At 66.1% G+C, this 14,099-nt stretch carries 13 protein-coding genes; 1 reads left to right on the top strand and 12 read right to left on the bottom strand.

The annotated features are described in order from the left end of the window. Positions 1-93: 93 nt before the first annotated feature. The 4 genes from QTI66_RS06165 to QTI66_RS06150 all read right to left on the bottom strand — a co-directional run bounded on the left by QTI66_RS06165 (position 94) and on the right by QTI66_RS06150 (position 4,220). Positions 94-1,164: a flavodoxin family protein gene (locus QTI66_RS06165; protein WP_286558190.1), complete on the bottom strand. Its 1,071-nt coding sequence runs from the start codon at positions 1,162-1,164 to the stop codon at positions 94-96. Positions 1,165-1,256: 92 nt separating this feature from the next. Next, complete coding sequence (locus tag QTI66_RS06160; RefSeq protein WP_286558189.1) at positions 1,257-2,153, bottom strand: pirin family protein; 897 nt, start codon at positions 2,151-2,153, stop codon at positions 1,257-1,259. 55 nt (positions 2,154-2,208) lie between these two features. Then, the gene (locus QTI66_RS06155) at positions 2,209-2,766 is read right to left on the bottom strand and encodes a DUF3159 domain-containing protein (RefSeq protein ID WP_286558188.1); all 558 of its coding nucleotides are present in this window, start codon (positions 2,764-2,766) and stop codon (positions 2,209-2,211) included. A gap of 35 nt (positions 2,767-2,801) precedes the next feature. Further along, positions 2,802-4,220, bottom strand: a complete 1,419-nt coding sequence (locus QTI66_RS06150; RefSeq protein WP_286558187.1) for a carotenoid oxygenase family protein — start codon at positions 4,218-4,220, stop codon at positions 2,802-2,804. A 97-nt stretch (positions 4,221-4,317) separates the two neighbouring features. On the opposite strand from QTI66_RS06150, the gene QTI66_RS06145 reads away from it, so the two are divergent. After that, entirely contained in the window at positions 4,318-5,058 is a 741-nt protein-coding gene (locus tag QTI66_RS06145) for a TetR/AcrR family transcriptional regulator (protein WP_286558186.1), read from the top strand. Between the two features lie 30 nt (positions 5,059-5,088). Here QTI66_RS06145 and QTI66_RS06140 read toward each other — a convergent pair whose 3' ends face one another. The 8 genes from QTI66_RS06140 to QTI66_RS06105 form a co-directional block, all read right to left on the bottom strand. Next, positions 5,089-5,832, bottom strand: a complete 744-nt coding sequence (locus QTI66_RS06140; protein WP_286558185.1) for an aspartate/glutamate racemase family protein — start codon at positions 5,830-5,832, stop codon at positions 5,089-5,091. Positions 5,833-5,853: 21 nt separating this feature from the next. Further along, positions 5,854-6,756 carry an ABC transporter permease gene (locus QTI66_RS06135; RefSeq protein WP_286558184.1) on the bottom strand — a complete coding sequence of 301 codons (903 nt, stop codon included), beginning with the start codon at positions 6,754-6,756 and terminating at the stop codon, positions 5,854-5,856. 47 nt (positions 6,757-6,803) lie between these two features. Continuing rightward, the gene (locus QTI66_RS06130) at positions 6,804-7,721 is read right to left on the bottom strand and encodes an ABC transporter permease (protein WP_286558182.1); all 918 of its coding nucleotides are present in this window, start codon (positions 7,719-7,721) and stop codon (positions 6,804-6,806) included. 138 nt (positions 7,722-7,859) lie between these two features. Continuing rightward, the gene (locus tag QTI66_RS06125; RefSeq protein WP_286558181.1) at positions 7,860-9,134 is read right to left on the bottom strand and encodes an ABC transporter substrate-binding protein; all 1,275 of its coding nucleotides are present in this window, start codon (positions 9,132-9,134) and stop codon (positions 7,860-7,862) included. 103 nt (positions 9,135-9,237) lie between these two features. Beyond that, positions 9,238-10,338, bottom strand: a complete 1,101-nt coding sequence (locus tag QTI66_RS06120; RefSeq protein WP_286558180.1) for an ABC transporter ATP-binding protein — start codon at positions 10,336-10,338, stop codon at positions 9,238-9,240. Positions 10,339-10,454: 116 nt separating this feature from the next. Beyond that, positions 10,455-11,744 (bottom strand): biosynthetic peptidoglycan transglycosylase, encoded by a 1,290-nt coding sequence (locus QTI66_RS06115; RefSeq protein WP_286558178.1) that lies wholly within the window; start codon positions 11,742-11,744, stop codon positions 10,455-10,457. Between the two features lie 131 nt (positions 11,745-11,875). Beyond that, complete coding sequence (locus QTI66_RS06110) at positions 11,876-13,327, bottom strand: aldehyde dehydrogenase (protein ID WP_286558177.1); 1,452 nt, start codon at positions 13,325-13,327, stop codon at positions 11,876-11,878. A gap of 33 nt (positions 13,328-13,360) precedes the next feature. Next, entirely contained in the window at positions 13,361-14,071 is a 711-nt protein-coding gene (locus QTI66_RS06105) for an ABC transporter ATP-binding protein (RefSeq protein ID WP_286558175.1), read from the bottom strand. Positions 14,072-14,099: the final 28 nt, after the last annotated feature.

Raw genomic sequence — 14,099 nt, 5'->3', positions numbered from 1 at the left:
GGGCAGCAGGTGAAGGCAAGTGTCGCGACGCGTCGTGAACTGTCTGTGAGCCGTGGGTCAGGCTTCGGTAAAGAAAAATGAAGGCCGTGGCGTTCACTTGGGTCGCGGTTTTTCCAATGCTTCGGAAGGCTGTTGGAGCTTGCCGGAGCGCAGGAGCTCTACCGAGCGGGCCACGGCACGTGCCACGTTGCGCACCTCTTCCTGCACCGCTTCGTCGCGGTCCAGGTCTTCGTGACTGGTGGCATAGGGCTGGTAGTAGCCGACATAGCGATCCAGCCGAGCCATGGCGCCCGCGTCGATGAGGCCCATCCAGTCGTGCCAGTCGCACAGGTTGCGGCGCAGGCTTTCGATGCCGGCCACGTCGCCATGCACCACGACGCCATAGGTGCGGCCTTGCAGATGCTTGGGATAGTCCCAGCCCTTGAGTTCCAGCGCCTTGGCTTCATCGGGCTTCTTGCCGTGCGTCGTGGTGGGGTCGGGATTGCCGCCGTCAGCGCACACCAGACGGTCGATCATGAGCTTGAGCACGCTCGGCGCCTGGTACCAGTGTGTTGGCGTGAAGAGGATGACGCCGTGGGCAGAGACCCAGCGTTCGTAGATCTCGTTCATCCAGTCGCCGGTCTGGCGCAGCGAATGGTTGGGATAGCAGCTGCAAGGCCAGTGGCACAGCGGCATGGCCGTGGAAACGCAGCCCTTGCAAGGATGGATCTGGCGTCCGTATTCGGACGTGAGCAGGCTCAGGTCGAGCACGTCGGCATGAATGCCTTGCGGCTCCAGAACCTGTCGTGCGAGTTGCACCAGGCGATGCGATTTGGAGATCTCGCCGGGACAGGTGCCGTCGTTGCGTGGCGAACCGTTGACGAGCAGCACGCGTGATGGTGTGTCCTTGCGCCCCCATGCCGCCTGCGCCTTGTCGATGAGCTCCCTGGCATCGAGCCAGTCGATGGACAGGTCGTAGTCGGGGTCGGCAAACCCGAGCCCGGCCTTGCGCGTGACGGGCGCCTTTCGGCCTTCCTGATACGCTTCCCACGCGATGACTTCGATGCGTCCGAGCGCGTCCTTTTCCAGGACGAAGGTCGGGTCGCGATAGGACTCCATGAAGCGTTCATGGAATCCGGCGCGATCGAGCTGGGGCGGCGCCTGGCCTTTGCGGACATCGGTCATGCGGGCCAATCTAGGGCTGCATACCTAGAAGCGCCACGCCGCGGCAAGCCGAAACGAAGTAGGTCAGTGCCGCATTTGCAGCGGCAAGGCGCTCAACCCATCTTGCCGTGCTGGAAGTCGTGCACCGCCTGAACCACCTGCTCGCGGGTGTTCATCACAAACGGCCCGTATTGCGCGATGGGTTCGTGCAATGGATGGCCCGCAATCAGCAGCGCACGCGCCGGACTGTGGTTGGACTTGGGTGCGCGAAACGCCACGCCATCGCTGCCCGCATCGTTGGCAAGGATGGCCATGCGCTTGGTCGGGATCTCGCTGTTGCCGATGTAGACGGACTCGCGAAAAACATAGACCAGCGCGTTGTGCTGAACCGGCAGGCTTTGCCGGAACTCGGCGCCGGGTGGCAGCGTAATGTCTACATACACCGGTTCCGTTCGCTCGCGGTGCATGGCGCCCTTGATGCCATTGCTCGATCCCGCAATCACGCGCACGTGCACGCCGCTGTCGGTCGTGTATTCCGGGATTTCCTCGCTCTGGATGTCGCGGTACCAAGGATCGCGCATCTTGTCCCTCGCGGGCAGGTTCAGCCAGAGCTGAAAGCCTTCCATGAGGCCTTCTTCCTGTTCGGGCAATTCGCTGTGGATGAGGCCGCGGCCGGCCGTCATCCACTGCACGCCGCCGTTTTGCAGCAGGCCTTCATGGCCTGCGCTGTCGCGGTGGCGCATGCGGCCGGCGATCATGTAGGTCACCGTTTCGAAGCCCCGGTGCGGATGATTGGGAAAGCCGCCGATGTAATCGCCCGGGTTGTCGCTGCCGAAGGCGTCGAGCATCAGGAAGGGGTCGAGCCGCTGCTGCAGGGTTTGCTGCAACACCCGCGTGAGCTTCACGCCGTCCCCATCGGAGGTGGACACACCCGCCACGATGCGGTCGAGGCCGCGCGGGCGTGTGACTTGAGAGAGCTGGACGTGTTGGGTGTGGTGTGCGCTCGTCATTCCACGATGTTGGCACGGACCGCGCGACCGCACCAGCCTTGGGGGCAAGCGTCGTTCAGGCGCCTTGCGCCGCGGCAGCGCCGGCCTTCTGCGAATACCACTGCGTGAAACGGATGGCGCCGGCGAGGGCTGCCACCGTCGCTGTCACGCCAATCCACAACGGTACGGAAGGCAAATAGAGCATCAGCACGTCTGCCGCGACCATCACGGCAAAGGCCAGCGCCCAAGCCGAGGTGATGATGTCGTTGGTGCGCACGAAGCGGGGGCTGCTCCAGTATTCCTGTGGAACCTGCTCGCGTGCGTAGCCGAGCGTGAAGGGTCGGCGCACCACCAGGCTGATGAGCACGATGAAGAGCAGCCCGGCATCGACCCACAGCCTCACCTGCAGGATCGGCCACTCGGCATGCGTGGCCCATGCGCCGACGGCCAGGCCGCCGAAGAGGATCGTCGATCCGATCTCCAGGATCTTGGCGTGGCGGCCGGGCGTGAAAGCGTCGCGGGCGGTGAAGACCAATGAGATCAGCGCGGCGACTGCGAGCGCTGGCAAGACGCCCAGCGTGCGTTGCAGCAGCGCGAAGGCGATGAAGGGAGCGAAGGCAAGCAGGATGCCCATGATGCGTTCCTTGTCGGCAGTTCAACGGCTGGCACTCAGCCTGCGGCGCCCGGGAAGGTGGAAGGAAACCAGCTGCCATGGAAGCCCACCGGAACGCGATGCGACAGTTCTGCCGTGCAGATGGGCCCTGCGTGCAAATGCTGCGCGTCGAAGATGACGAGGTCGCTGCGGTCTTCGGCACCGCGCCAAGCCACGGCCAGCACCCATCCGTCGCCTTCGGGTGCGTCGTCGGAGCGGGGAACGAACACCGGCTCTGACACGCGGTCGAGTGTCGGGAATTCGTAGACATCGCGTTCGGCGCTCTGGTGGTCGATGTGCATGAGCGCCGCGTACATGCGCAGGTCCGCGCCTTCGCCGACATGCGACGCGAACCATCCGTGGCGATAGGGAAGGCCGGTGTAGCGATCGTCGATGCGGGGGAACTCGCCGGGCGTTTTCTCCAGCAAGGTCTGCGTGAAGGTGGGCGAAGGATTGCCGGTCGCTTGCGCGAGGTCGAAGGTCCAGCGCACCAGGCGCGCCGGCTCTTTCTCGCTCGCCGCGGGCTTGCCGTCGGGCGTGGGAAAGAGCGGCGGCGCGTCGAATTGCATCACGTCGGCATGCACGACGCCGTCTTGTTCCCACGCGTTCATGACGTGGAACACATAGCAACTCGGCCCGTGCCACCACACGATGTCCGCGGTGCTGCCGCCGCGCGGCATGAGTCCGACGCGCGTGCCCAGTTGAGGCTCCCACGCGTAGGGTGGTCGGCCCTGCATGGCGCGGTCCATGCTGCCGGTGAGGGGCATGATGGGAAAGAGCACGTGCCGGTCGGTGATGGCGAAGTCGTGGACCATGCTGGCGTAGGGCGTCTCGAAGCGCTCGAAGCGTTTGACCTCCCCCTCGGCGGAGATCACGCCGAAGCTCATGCCGTTGGACAACGGAGCGGGATTGCCGTAGCCGAAGAAGAGCATCTCGCCCGTGCGCGGGTCGGTCTTGGGGTGCGCCGTGAAAGAACCTTGCAGTCGCCCGCCGAGATCCGTTGCGCCGCGCGTGCCCAGTGTTGCAAGGTCGATCTCCATGGGCAGGTGGGCTTCTTCCAGCGCGAACATGCGGCCCGCGTGCGGCATCACGTGGGTGTTGGCGGCGCCGTCGGACGCCTTGTTCTGGCCAAAGCCGGCCGCGGGCGGGGCGCCGGTGCTGCGCTGCTCCGCGTAGCGCATGGTGCGAACCCAGCGGTTGCGGTAGTGGACTTGGCCATTGGCCAGGTAGAAGGCGTGGAGCATGCCGTCGCCCAGGAACCAATGGGCCTTGGGATCAGGAAACACCGGATTGGGGCCATTGCGCACCAGCGCGCCTTCCAGGCCGGCCGGCAGGCTGCCGTGCAGGGGCAGGGGGCCGAGTTCGGTTTCGAAATCGATCGGGTCGCGCGGCGAGTTGCGTTGGGCGCTCGCGAGGCTGTCCAGGACGGCGGTCATGCGGTGTTTCCTTTGCGGAGGGTGAATCTTTCCAGTGGAAATATCCATTTTTCAAGACGTGGTGTCAAGCGATTTTTCCAGTGGTAAGATTTTTGGCATGTCCGATGTATTGAAGACGCCCAGACGTCCCGCTGCGAAGAAGAAGCCCATCAAGCCGGCTGGTGCCGCGCGCATCCGCAAGCTGGCCGGGCCGCCGCAGCCCGCGGTGGCTGACGCCGAAGTGGCGCCGCGCCCCTACCACCATGGCGCGCTGCCCGAGGCGCTGCTGCAGGCGGCCGAGCGGGTGCTGGTGCGTGACGGCCTCGCCGGGCTGGGCCTTCGGGCGATTGCGCGCGAGGCGGGCGTTTCACACACGGCGCCGAAGCACCATTTCGGCGACAAGGTCGGGCTCATGAGCCAGCTGGCCGCCGTCGGCATGCGGCGGCTGGGCGGTGCGATGGCTGCAGCCCTGGAAGGCGTGGGCGACCGGCGCCAGCGCAGCCAGGCGATCGCGCATGCCTACGTGCATTTCGCGTACGAGCATCCGGCCTTGTTCCGGCTGATGTTCAGCAACGACCGCATCGACATGCGCAATCCCGTGCTGGCCGAGGCCAACATGGGCGCGATGCGGGTGCTGTCGGACATGCAGGTCGGCCAGGCGACCGGCGAAGTGGGTCCGCCGCGGCTCACCGGCGCGACCGCGCTGGTCGCTGCCGCCGACTGGGCCTATGTGCACGGCTTGGCCACCTTGCTGATCGATCGCCGCGTCAACGGATTGCTGCGCGTGATGCCCGAGTACGACAGCGCCATCGACCTGGTGGATGCGGTGCTGCGCAAGGTGCGCATCGACGCGGAATAGGCACCGCCCACGCCGCGAAGTTCGACGTGCTCAGCGAAGTGCGCTGAGCTCCCAGGACACGTTCTGCCAATCGACGCCGAAGCGTCCCGGCGTGACGGCGGCGGCTGTGTGCCGAGTCGGCGCCGCAATGGCTTCGCGCGCCCAGCGCGCACCGGCTTCCACGCTGTCGATGAGCGCAAACGGCAGTTGCGGCGCAATGTCCACTGCCATGCCCGCGAGCCCCGCGCCCCCCAGGATGACGGCCTGCACCCCGAAGCGCTCCGCCGCCTTGGTGCAGGCATCGGCCAGCAGCACATGCGCGCGCGCCGGATCGGCTGCCAGTTCCGCGCCGGTCTGCCTCACGGTGTGGATGCCGGCCAGCTGGTCCGCGTAGCCCAGCGACGACGCAAGCCTTTCGAGCATCGGTTTCCAGCGCTCGCCGCCGGTGACGATGGCAAAGCGGCCGTGCGTGGCGGCTTCCAGGAAGGCGGCTTGCGCGAGCCCGCCAACGGGCACGCCGGCGCCCTCTTGCAGCGCGAACAGGCCCGGGTCGCCAAAGCAGCCCAGCAGCACGGCATCCGGCGCGAGTTCCTTGGCGCAAGCCACCGCCCAGGCGTCGAGCACCGCATGGCCGGCCACTGCATAACTTGATTCGTTGGAGATGTAGGGCGCGCCAAAGCGCGCGGTGATCGTCGTCACGTCGAGCCCGTGGCCGACGGCGGCCTTCACGTGGTGCTGCAGCATCGCGCTCACCAACGCCGAGGTGTTCGGGTTGATGACGAGAAGCCGTGGCATGGAATGGCCCGTCGTTGTTGGTCAGCGCGGTCGAGCCGCGCGGCGCCGCAACCATGCGGCCGATCCGAGCGCCAGGCCCATGACAAGCAGCGACACGATGGTCGTGACGGTGCCCAGCGCGTAGATGGCCGGCGTCGTCACCGTGGACGTGAGGCCCTGCAGTTCGAGCGGCAGCGTGTTCACGTCGCCGATGGCTTGCGAGGTGCGCGCGATTTCGTCCCAGCTCAGCGTGAAGCCGAACATGCCGATGCCGACGATGGACGGCCCGATCAGCGGCAGCACCACGTGGCGAAAGCCCTGCCAGGGCGTGGCGCCGAGGTCGCGCGCGGCTTCCTCGAAGGCCGGGTTGAAGCGGTTGAACACCGCGAACATGATGAGCAGGCCAAAGGGGAGTGTCCACGTGAGGTGCGCGCCCAGCGCAGACGTGAGCAGGCCCAGCGCGGTGCCGTAGCCTTCCAGCGCGCCGCTGGCGTCCATGGCGGTCAGCACGTCCTTGATGCCGGTGTCGATCAGGCGGAACTGCAGGCCGATGCCCAGCGACACGATGATCGACGGCATGATGAGGCTGGCCACCGTCACGAAGAACAGGAGGTTGCTGCCGCGCAGCTTTTTGCGAAACGCCAGCCCCGCGAGCACCGAGAGCACGACGGTGAACAGCATCACCACGGCGCCCAGCATCAGCGACCTTCGAAAGGCGGCGCCGATGTCGACCGTGCCGAGGCCTTCTGCGAGCTTGTGGAACCAGTGCAGTGAAACGCCGCGCAACGGAAAGGTGAGTCCGCCTTCAGGTCCCTGGAAGCTGAGCACGAAGATGGTGATCATCGGGCCGTAGAGGAAGACCACGAAGAGTGCAAAGACGATCGCCAGGGGCCAGAAGCCGGCTGGGCGTGGGTCGCGGAGCTGGTGGGCGAACAGCTTGCTCATGCGGCGGCCTTGCCTCGTGCTTGCCGAATGGAATCGCGAAGTTCCATTCAGAGCTCCTTGCGAATATCAACGAGCCGCGTCAGCCCCCAGATGATCATCAGCACGACCGCCAGCAAGATCACTGCGTTCGCCGCAGCCAGCGGAAACTGCAGATACGAGGTCTGCACCTGGATGATCTTGCCCACCGACGCGATCTGCTGGCCGCCCATCACGCCGATGGTCACGAAGTCGCCCATCACGATGGTGATCACGAAGATCGAGCCGATGAGAATGCCGGTGCGCGACAGCGGAACGATCACGTTCCACAGCGTCTGCCAGCCCGACGCGCCGGCATCGCTGGCTGCTTCGAGCAACGAGCGGTCGATGCGCATCATGCTGTTGAAGATCGGCACGATCATGAACATCGTGTAGAGATGCACGAAGGCGAGCACGACCGAGAAATCGGAGAAGAGCAGCCATTCGACGGGTTGGGCGACGAGGCCCGTTTGCATGAGCGCTTCGTTGACCAGTCCGTTGCGACCGAGCAGTGGCACCCACGAAATCATGCGGATGACGTTCGAGGTCCAGAAGGGCACGGTGCACAGCACGAAGAGCACCGTTTGCACCGTCGTCGAGCGCACGTAGAAGGCCAGGAAGTACGCGACCGAAAAGCCGACCAGCAGCGTGATCGCCCACACCAGCAGGCAGAACTTGAGCGTGCTGATGTAGGTCGACAGCGTGACGCAGAAATCCCCGTTGTCGGTGAGGTGCGAGCAGCCCTCGAAGATGCTGAAGTAGTTGCGCAGCGAGATGGCCGGAATCAGCTCGTACTCGTTGAAGTTCCACAGGCTGACCATGGCGATCAGCGCGAGGGGAATGAGGAAGAAGAGCAGGAACACCAACGCAAACGGCGCCGCCTGCCACCACGCCTTGACGGTGTGGGTGGGGAGGGAAGCAGTGTGGGCGGAGGTTGCGGGTGCGCTCATGGAGTTCTTTCTTCACTCCCTCCCCCTCCGGGGGAGGGCTGGGGTGGGGCATTGGGCGGTCGAACAAACACTGACTCTTCCACCGCCGCCTGCCCCCATCCCGACCTTCCCCCGGAGGGGGAAGGAGGAAGAGTGAAATCAGGCCGCTACGAATTCATTCCACTTGCGCACCATGTATTCGTTCTCGTCCATCACCGCGTTCCAGCAGGCGATGCCGCCCATGCGCTGCTCGTAGCTGCCGCCATCGCGCACCGAACCCGTCTTGGCCAGCAGGTCGCCATTCGGGCTCTTGATGTCCTGCGTGGCGGGCTTGCCTTCCATCCAGTAGGCCCACTCGTAGGCCTCCATCTTGGCCTTGGCCGTCTCGAGCACGGCGCTGTAGTAGCCTTGGCGGTTGAGGTACGCGCCGGCCCAGCCGTCAAGGAACCAGTTGATGAACTCATAGGCGCCGTCGAGCTTCTTGCCGCTCAGCGTGGCCGGCAGGCCGAAGCCCGCGGCCCAGGCGCGATAGCCTTCCTTGAGCGGCTGGAAGGTGCAGTCGATGCCCTTGGTGCGCACGGCCGTCACGGCGGGCGACCACATCGACTGGATCACCACTTCGCCCGACGCCATCAGGTTGACCGACTCGTTGAAGTCCTTCCACAGCGCGCGGAACTGGCCGGCCTTCTTGGCTTCGATCAGGGTCTTGATCGTCAGGTCGATCTCGGCCTTGGTCATGTTGCCCTTGTCGGCGTACTTGTGGATGCCCTTGGCTTCCACCACCATCGCTGCGTCCATGATGCCGATCGAGGGAATGTTCAACAGGGCGGCCTTGCCCTTGAATTCCGGGTTCAGCAGTTCGGCCCACGAGGAGATCGGACGCTTGATGAGGTCGGGGCGAATGCCCAGCGTGTCGGCGTTGTAGACCGTCGGAATCAGCGACATGAACTGCGTCGGCGTGGCCGAGAACTTCTTCGACTTCTCGCCTTCCAGGAAGATGACCTTCTTGGGCGCCGTGCCCTGGTCACCGACCTTCTTGCCGCCGACTTCACCCTTGGTGAACAGCGTGGTGATCTTGTCGGCGTTCTTGATCTTCTTCGTGTCGATGCCCTTCAGGTTGCCGGTGGGCACGATCTTCTTGAGCGAGAAATATTCGGTGTCGATCAGGTCGAAACTGTTGGGTGCCGTGACCGCTCGCTTGGTCACGTCGTCGGTCGTCACGGCAACGTACTGGATCTCGATGCCGGTGTCGGCCTTGAACTTCTCGGCAATGGCCTTGTCCTGGTTCACCGCCGTGCCGAGGTAGCGCAGCACCACCTTTTCCTGTGCGTGGACGAAAGGCGCGATGCCCGTCGCCAGGATGCCGGCCGTCCCCTGCAACAGCGAGCGGCGCTTGAGGCCAGTGTTTGAGTTGTTGTCGATGGGTTCGGACATGGAAGGCCTCCGGGTTTTGGTGGTGGTTTGCTTATGGAAGAGGAGTGGTGGACGTGGTGGTGGCGTACGGCAGCGCTGACGAGCGTGCCGGCGCCGTCAGCGTTCAGGCCGCCATGGCCGAGAGTTCGTCGCGTTTGGGCTTGGCGCGTTGCACGGGTTTGGCCGCGGGTCGCTGCACGCCGGGGCCGAGCACACGGGCATCGGCTTCATCCCAGGACAGCAGCACCTGCTGGCCCCGTTCGAAGGGCCGCGAGAGAAAGGCGCTTTCGTGCAGCAGCACCGACACCGACTTGACGTCGGGCGGCGCATCGGCCAGCGCGAGGCCGAGCAGCACATAGGTGCCCTGGTACTCGACGTCGGTGATCTGTGCGGCCAGGCCTTGCGCGCCGGGGTCCGACGCCGGAACGATCTTCATGTGGTCGTTGCGCACCGCCACCTGTCCAGCGGGCGTCTGCAGCACGTTGTGCCCGCCCATGAAGCGCGCCACGAACTCGCTGGCCGGATGGTTGTAGACCGCGTGCGGAGAGCCCACCTGCTCGATGAGGCCATGGTTCATGACGACCATCGTGTCGGCCAGCGCCATCGCCTCTTCCTGCGAGTGCGTCACGTGGATGAAGGTCAGGCCCAGCTCCTTCTGCCAGCGGCGCAGTTCGGCGCGCATCTGCACGCGCAGGAAAGGGTCGAGTGCGGAGAGCGGTTCGTCGAGCAGCAGCACGCGCGGCTCGGTGATCAATGCGCGGGCCAGCGCCACGCGTTGCTGCTGGCCACCAGACAGTTCGGCTGGCTTGCGTTGCGCCAGATGGCCCATGGCCACCCGCTCGAGCAGTTCGTTGGCGCGGCGGTGACGCTCGGCCTTCGAAACGCCCTTCATCTTCAGGCTGAAGGCCACGTTGTCGAGCGCACTGAGATGCGGAAACAAGGCAAAGCTCTGGAACATCATCGCCGTGCCGCGCGCCGCGGCCGGCAGGTTGGTGATGTTGCGGTTCTCCAGGAGGATGTCGCCGTGCGTCACCGACTCGTGTCCCGCGATCATGCGCAGCGTGGTGCTCTTGCCGCATCCGGACGGTCCGAGCAGGCAGCAGTAGCTTCCGCTGGCAATGCGCAGGTCGATCTGATCGACCGCCGGCGCAATGTCGACGGCGTAGCGCTTGGTCAGGGCGACGATTTCAACCGCTGTGGGCGGGGTGGCAGTAGAAGCGTCCATTGCCAACGGTGTCGCAAGACATGTGCCAGCGCCTCCCCACTCGGGGCCTTCGGCGCGCGCACCAAATACGAGCGCTCTTGTATCCGGATGTGCGCCCGCTGCGTGCCGCCACAGCCTCAGGGTGGTGCGAATTTCGCCGACGCCGCACTGCGCACGACGGCGGCGTGCTGTCCGGGCGTGATGCTGCGGATGGCTTCGGCCACCGCCTTGGCGCGGGCATGGTCGATGCGGCCGTCGCGGCGCCAGTTGTCCAGCGACTCTTGCGGGTCGCGCAGCATGGTGGCCAGCCACACCGCCTGAGCCGGCTCCAGCGAGCGTGCGCTGCGCCTGAAGTAGCGGCGCGCTGCCGCCTCGGCGCCGCAGGTCTGCTCGCCCCAGGGCACGTTGTCCATGAACGCCTGCACCACGCGCGCCTTGCCGGGCGTGCGATCCATTTCGACCGCGTAGAGCAGGTCGCGCATCTTCCGCGCGTAGACGCGCGAGTGCGCGGGCAGCAGCAGGCGGGCGAGTTGCTCGTTCAACGTGCCAGACTGGAAGCGGTCTGGTGGCGGGGCTTTGGCGGCCGCCTTGTCCGACTTCTTGCCGGAGGAAGGCAGCGAGGCGACGCTGAACTGATCGGGCTGGTAGCCCTCGTGCTGGTAGAAGTCAGCGTCCTGCGCCGCCACGACGGCACGTGCCAGCCAGCTCTCGGTGCTGAGTTGGGTGGTGACGCCGCAGCCGGGGCGGTTGTCGATCACCGCCTGTGCGCCCAGGCCTTCCACCGTGAAGCCCGACAGGCGCGGCTTGAGTGTGAAGGCCTTCTCCGGCATCGTGAGTTGCGCCTGCACCGACGCCGTGCCGCCGATCCGCGCACGCTGCAGTTCGGGCAGCGCCGGCACCAGGATCTGGTACCACTGGGCGATGGGTGCGTCCTCGATGTCGGCGTTGAGTTGCAGGCCTTTTTGCGAGAGCCGACCGTTCCATCGGCCCTTCACCGCCGCAGCGCCTGCCCTGGAGCCGGTGGGCGTGGCGGTGATCGTGCCGAACATGGCGTCGACGTCGCGGCGCACCGTCACCATCAGCGTATCCACGCTCAGGGGCTTTTCACCGAATTCGGGCGCGTCCATGCTGCACGGCGCGCATTGGAGCTCCATCACATTGGTGGCGTTGACCCAGCCGAAGCGCACCGTTCCGAAGCGCGTGTCGACGGAATGGCCGGCCAGTTGAGGGGCGAACCACGAGGCCGTGACCAGGCGAAGCACCGTGGGAACGCCCACGTCGAAACCGATGGGGCCGACCTTGACGCGCTCGGCCCACTCGCCCGCCGACGGGGCGAGCACCAGCTTCACGATGAGGAACACCGCGATGCCCGCCGTGACGAACAGCGCCGCCAGCATGTACAGCACAAGGCGCAGAGCTTTTTTCACGTCCCACCCGCGGCGCCACAGCGGCGCCCTCTAAGGCAGAGTGTCGATGATTGCCCGGTCTGGTGCGTTGTTCGCGCGCACCAGATTCGCGCTTTTTTGGTGGGCTATGGCTTTGGCTGTAAGCCGGCGGTTCAGAACGGGTAGTGGCGCTCAGTGGTTTGCACCGTGACCCAGCGCAGTTCGGTGAAAGCGTCGATGCCCGCCTGTCCGCCGAAGCGTCCGTAGCCCGAGCCCTTGGTGCCGCCAAAGGGCATCTGCGCTTCGTCATGCACCGTGGGGCCGTTGACGTGGCAGATGCCCGATTCGATGCGCCGCGCCACGTTGAGTGCGCGTGCCACGTCGCGTCCGAACACGGCGGCCGACAGGCCGAACTCGTTGTCGTTGGCCACGCGCACCGCCTCTTCCACGCCGCTCACGCGCACGATGGCCTTGACCGGGGCGAAGGATTCCTCGTGGTAGATGCGCATGTCGGCGGTGACGTGATCGAGCAGCGTGGCCGGCATCAGGGTGCTGTCGGCCTTGCCGCCGATGACCAGCTTAGCGCCCTTCGCGATCGCGTCATCGATGAGCGCGTTGCAGCGCGAGACGGTCGTCATGTCGACCACCGAGCCGAGCACCACTGGGCCCTGGCGCGGATCGCCCAGCGGCAGCTTCGATGCCTTGTCAGCCAGTTGCGCAACGAAGGCATCGGCGACCTTGGCATCCACCACGATGCGCTCGGTCGACATGCAGATCTGCCCCGAGTTCGCAAAGGCGCCAAAGGCCGCGCCGTTGACCGCCGCGTCGAGGTCGGCGTCATCGAGCACGATGAGCGGCGCCTTGCCGCCCAGCTCCAGGATGACGGGCTTGAGGTGCGTGGCACAGGTCTGCGCGATGAGCTTGCCGACGCGGGTGGAGCCGGTGAAGTTGACGCGCCGCACCGCCGGGTGCGCCACCATCGCTTCGACGATGGCAGGCGCGTCGTCCGGTGCGTTGGTCACGAAGTTGACGACGCCGGGTGGCAGGCCGGCCTCCTGCAGCGCTTCGATGATGAGGCCGTGCGTGGCGGGGCAGATCTCCGAGCCCTTGAGCACGACGGTGTTGCCGCAGGCCAGGGGCGTGGCGACGGCCCGCACGCCGAGGATGACGGGCGCGTTCCACGGCGCGATGCCGAGCACGACGCCGGCGGGCTGGCGCAGGCCCATCGCGAGGCTGCCCGGCACGTCGGAGGGAATCACTTCGCCGTTGATCCGGGTGGTGAGCGAGGCTGCTTCGATGAGCATGCCCGCTGCGAGATGGACGTTGAAGCCAGCCCACATGCCCGAGGCGCCCGTCTCCGCCGCCATTGCCGCGGCAAAGGCCTCGCCCTTGGCTTCCAGCGCATGCGCGGCCTTGAGCAGCAAGGCGCGGCGGGGACCGGGGCCCATCGCGGACCACGCGGGGAAAGCGCGGGCGGCGGCTTCGACGGCGGCTTTCGCGTCAGCCGCCGTGGCCGCCGGCGCGGTGGTGGCCACGCTGCCGTCGAGCGGGTTGCGGCGTTCAAAGGTCGCGCCGCTGGCGGCGTTCACGGCGCGGCCGTCGATGAGCATGGAGATGGCAGTCATGCGGATGAACTCCTTGATAGAAGAGGGAATGAATCAGGCCGTGCCGAGGTAGGCATGGCGGATGGCGTCCGAAGCGAGCAGGGCGCTGGCGGTGTCGGCGGCGACGATGCGGCCGCGCTCCAGCACATAGCCGCGATCGGCGATGGCGAGGGCCTTGCGCACGTTCTGCTCGACCATGAGGATGGTGACGCCCTGCGAGGCGATGCGTTGCACGATGGCGAGCAGTTCGTCGACCATGCGCGGTGCCAGGCCGAGGGACGGTTCGTCGAGCATCAGGAGGCGCGGCGCGCTCATCATGGCGCGCGCCACGGCGACCATCTGCTGCTCGCCGCCGCTCATGGTTCCTGCGAGTTGCGAGGTGCGTTCCTTGAGGCGCGGGAAATCTTCGAAGGCTTGTTGCAGGCGTTTCGTCCGCTCGCTGGCGGGCACGAGCCAACCGCCGAGTTCGAGGTTCTCGCGCACCGTCATCTGCGGGAAGAGCTGGCGGCCTTCTGCGACCAATGCAAGGCCGCGGCGCACGCAGCCTGTTGCGTCGTTGGGTGGCAACAGTTGCTCATCGAGCCGTGCCTCGCCTTCGCGCGGCATGAGGCCGGCGAGGGCGCGCAGCAGCGTCGTCTTGCCGGCGCCGTTGGGGCCGACGATGACGGTGATGCCGGGCAGTGCATCGATCTCGATGGAGCGCAGGACCGCGAAGCCGCTGTAGCCAGCGCCGAGGTTGCGCACCTGGAGTTTTGCGCCGGTCATGCGTGCGTCTCCGTGTTGCGCCTTGTGG

Origin of the sequence: Variovorax brevis (assembly GCF_030317105.1) — a bacterium.
Classification (GTDB): Bacteria; Pseudomonadota; Gammaproteobacteria; order Burkholderiales; family Burkholderiaceae_C; genus Variovorax; species Variovorax brevis.
The sequence above is the reverse complement of the archived record's forward strand: the minus strand, read 5'-3'. Positions and strand labels throughout refer to the sequence as shown.

Excerpts from the sequence above, each read along its gene's own strand:
- QTI66_RS06125 (WP_286558181.1), bottom strand. The coding sequence starts at position 9,134 with ATGTCCGAACCCATCGACAACAACTCAAACACTGGCCTCAAGCGCCGC.
- QTI66_RS06145 (WP_286558186.1), top strand. The coding sequence starts at position 4,318 with ATGTCCGATGTATTGAAGACGCCCAGACGTCCCGCTGCGAAGAAGAAG.
- QTI66_RS06105 (WP_286558175.1), bottom strand. The coding sequence starts at position 14,071 with ATGACCGGCGCAAAACTCCAGGTGCGCAACCTCGGCGCTGGCTACAGC.
- QTI66_RS06110 (WP_286558177.1), bottom strand. The coding sequence starts at position 13,327 with ATGACTGCCATCTCCATGCTCATCGACGGCCGCGCCGTGAACGCCGCC.
- QTI66_RS06160 (WP_286558189.1), bottom strand. The coding sequence starts at position 2,153 with ATGACGAGCGCACACCACACCCAACACGTCCAGCTCTCTCAAGTCACA.
- QTI66_RS06135 (WP_286558184.1), bottom strand. The coding sequence starts at position 6,756 with ATGAGCAAGCTGTTCGCCCACCAGCTCCGCGACCCACGCCCAGCCGGC.
- QTI66_RS06120 (WP_286558180.1), bottom strand. The coding sequence starts at position 10,338 with ATGGACGCTTCTACTGCCACCCCGCCCACAGCGGTTGAAATCGTCGCC.
- QTI66_RS06150 (WP_286558187.1), bottom strand. The coding sequence starts at position 4,220 with ATGACCGCCGTCCTGGACAGCCTCGCGAGCGCCCAACGCAACTCGCCG.
- QTI66_RS06130 (WP_286558182.1), bottom strand. The coding sequence starts at position 7,721 with ATGAGCGCACCCGCAACCTCCGCCCACACTGCTTCCCTCCCCACCCAC.
- QTI66_RS06140 (WP_286558185.1), bottom strand. The coding sequence starts at position 5,832 with ATGCCACGGCTTCTCGTCATCAACCCGAACACCTCGGCGTTGGTGAGC.
- QTI66_RS06165 (WP_286558190.1), bottom strand. The coding sequence starts at position 1,164 with ATGACCGATGTCCGCAAAGGCCAGGCGCCGCCCCAGCTCGATCGCGCC.
- QTI66_RS06155 (WP_286558188.1), bottom strand. The coding sequence starts at position 2,766 with ATGGGCATCCTGCTTGCCTTCGCTCCCTTCATCGCCTTCGCGCTGCTG.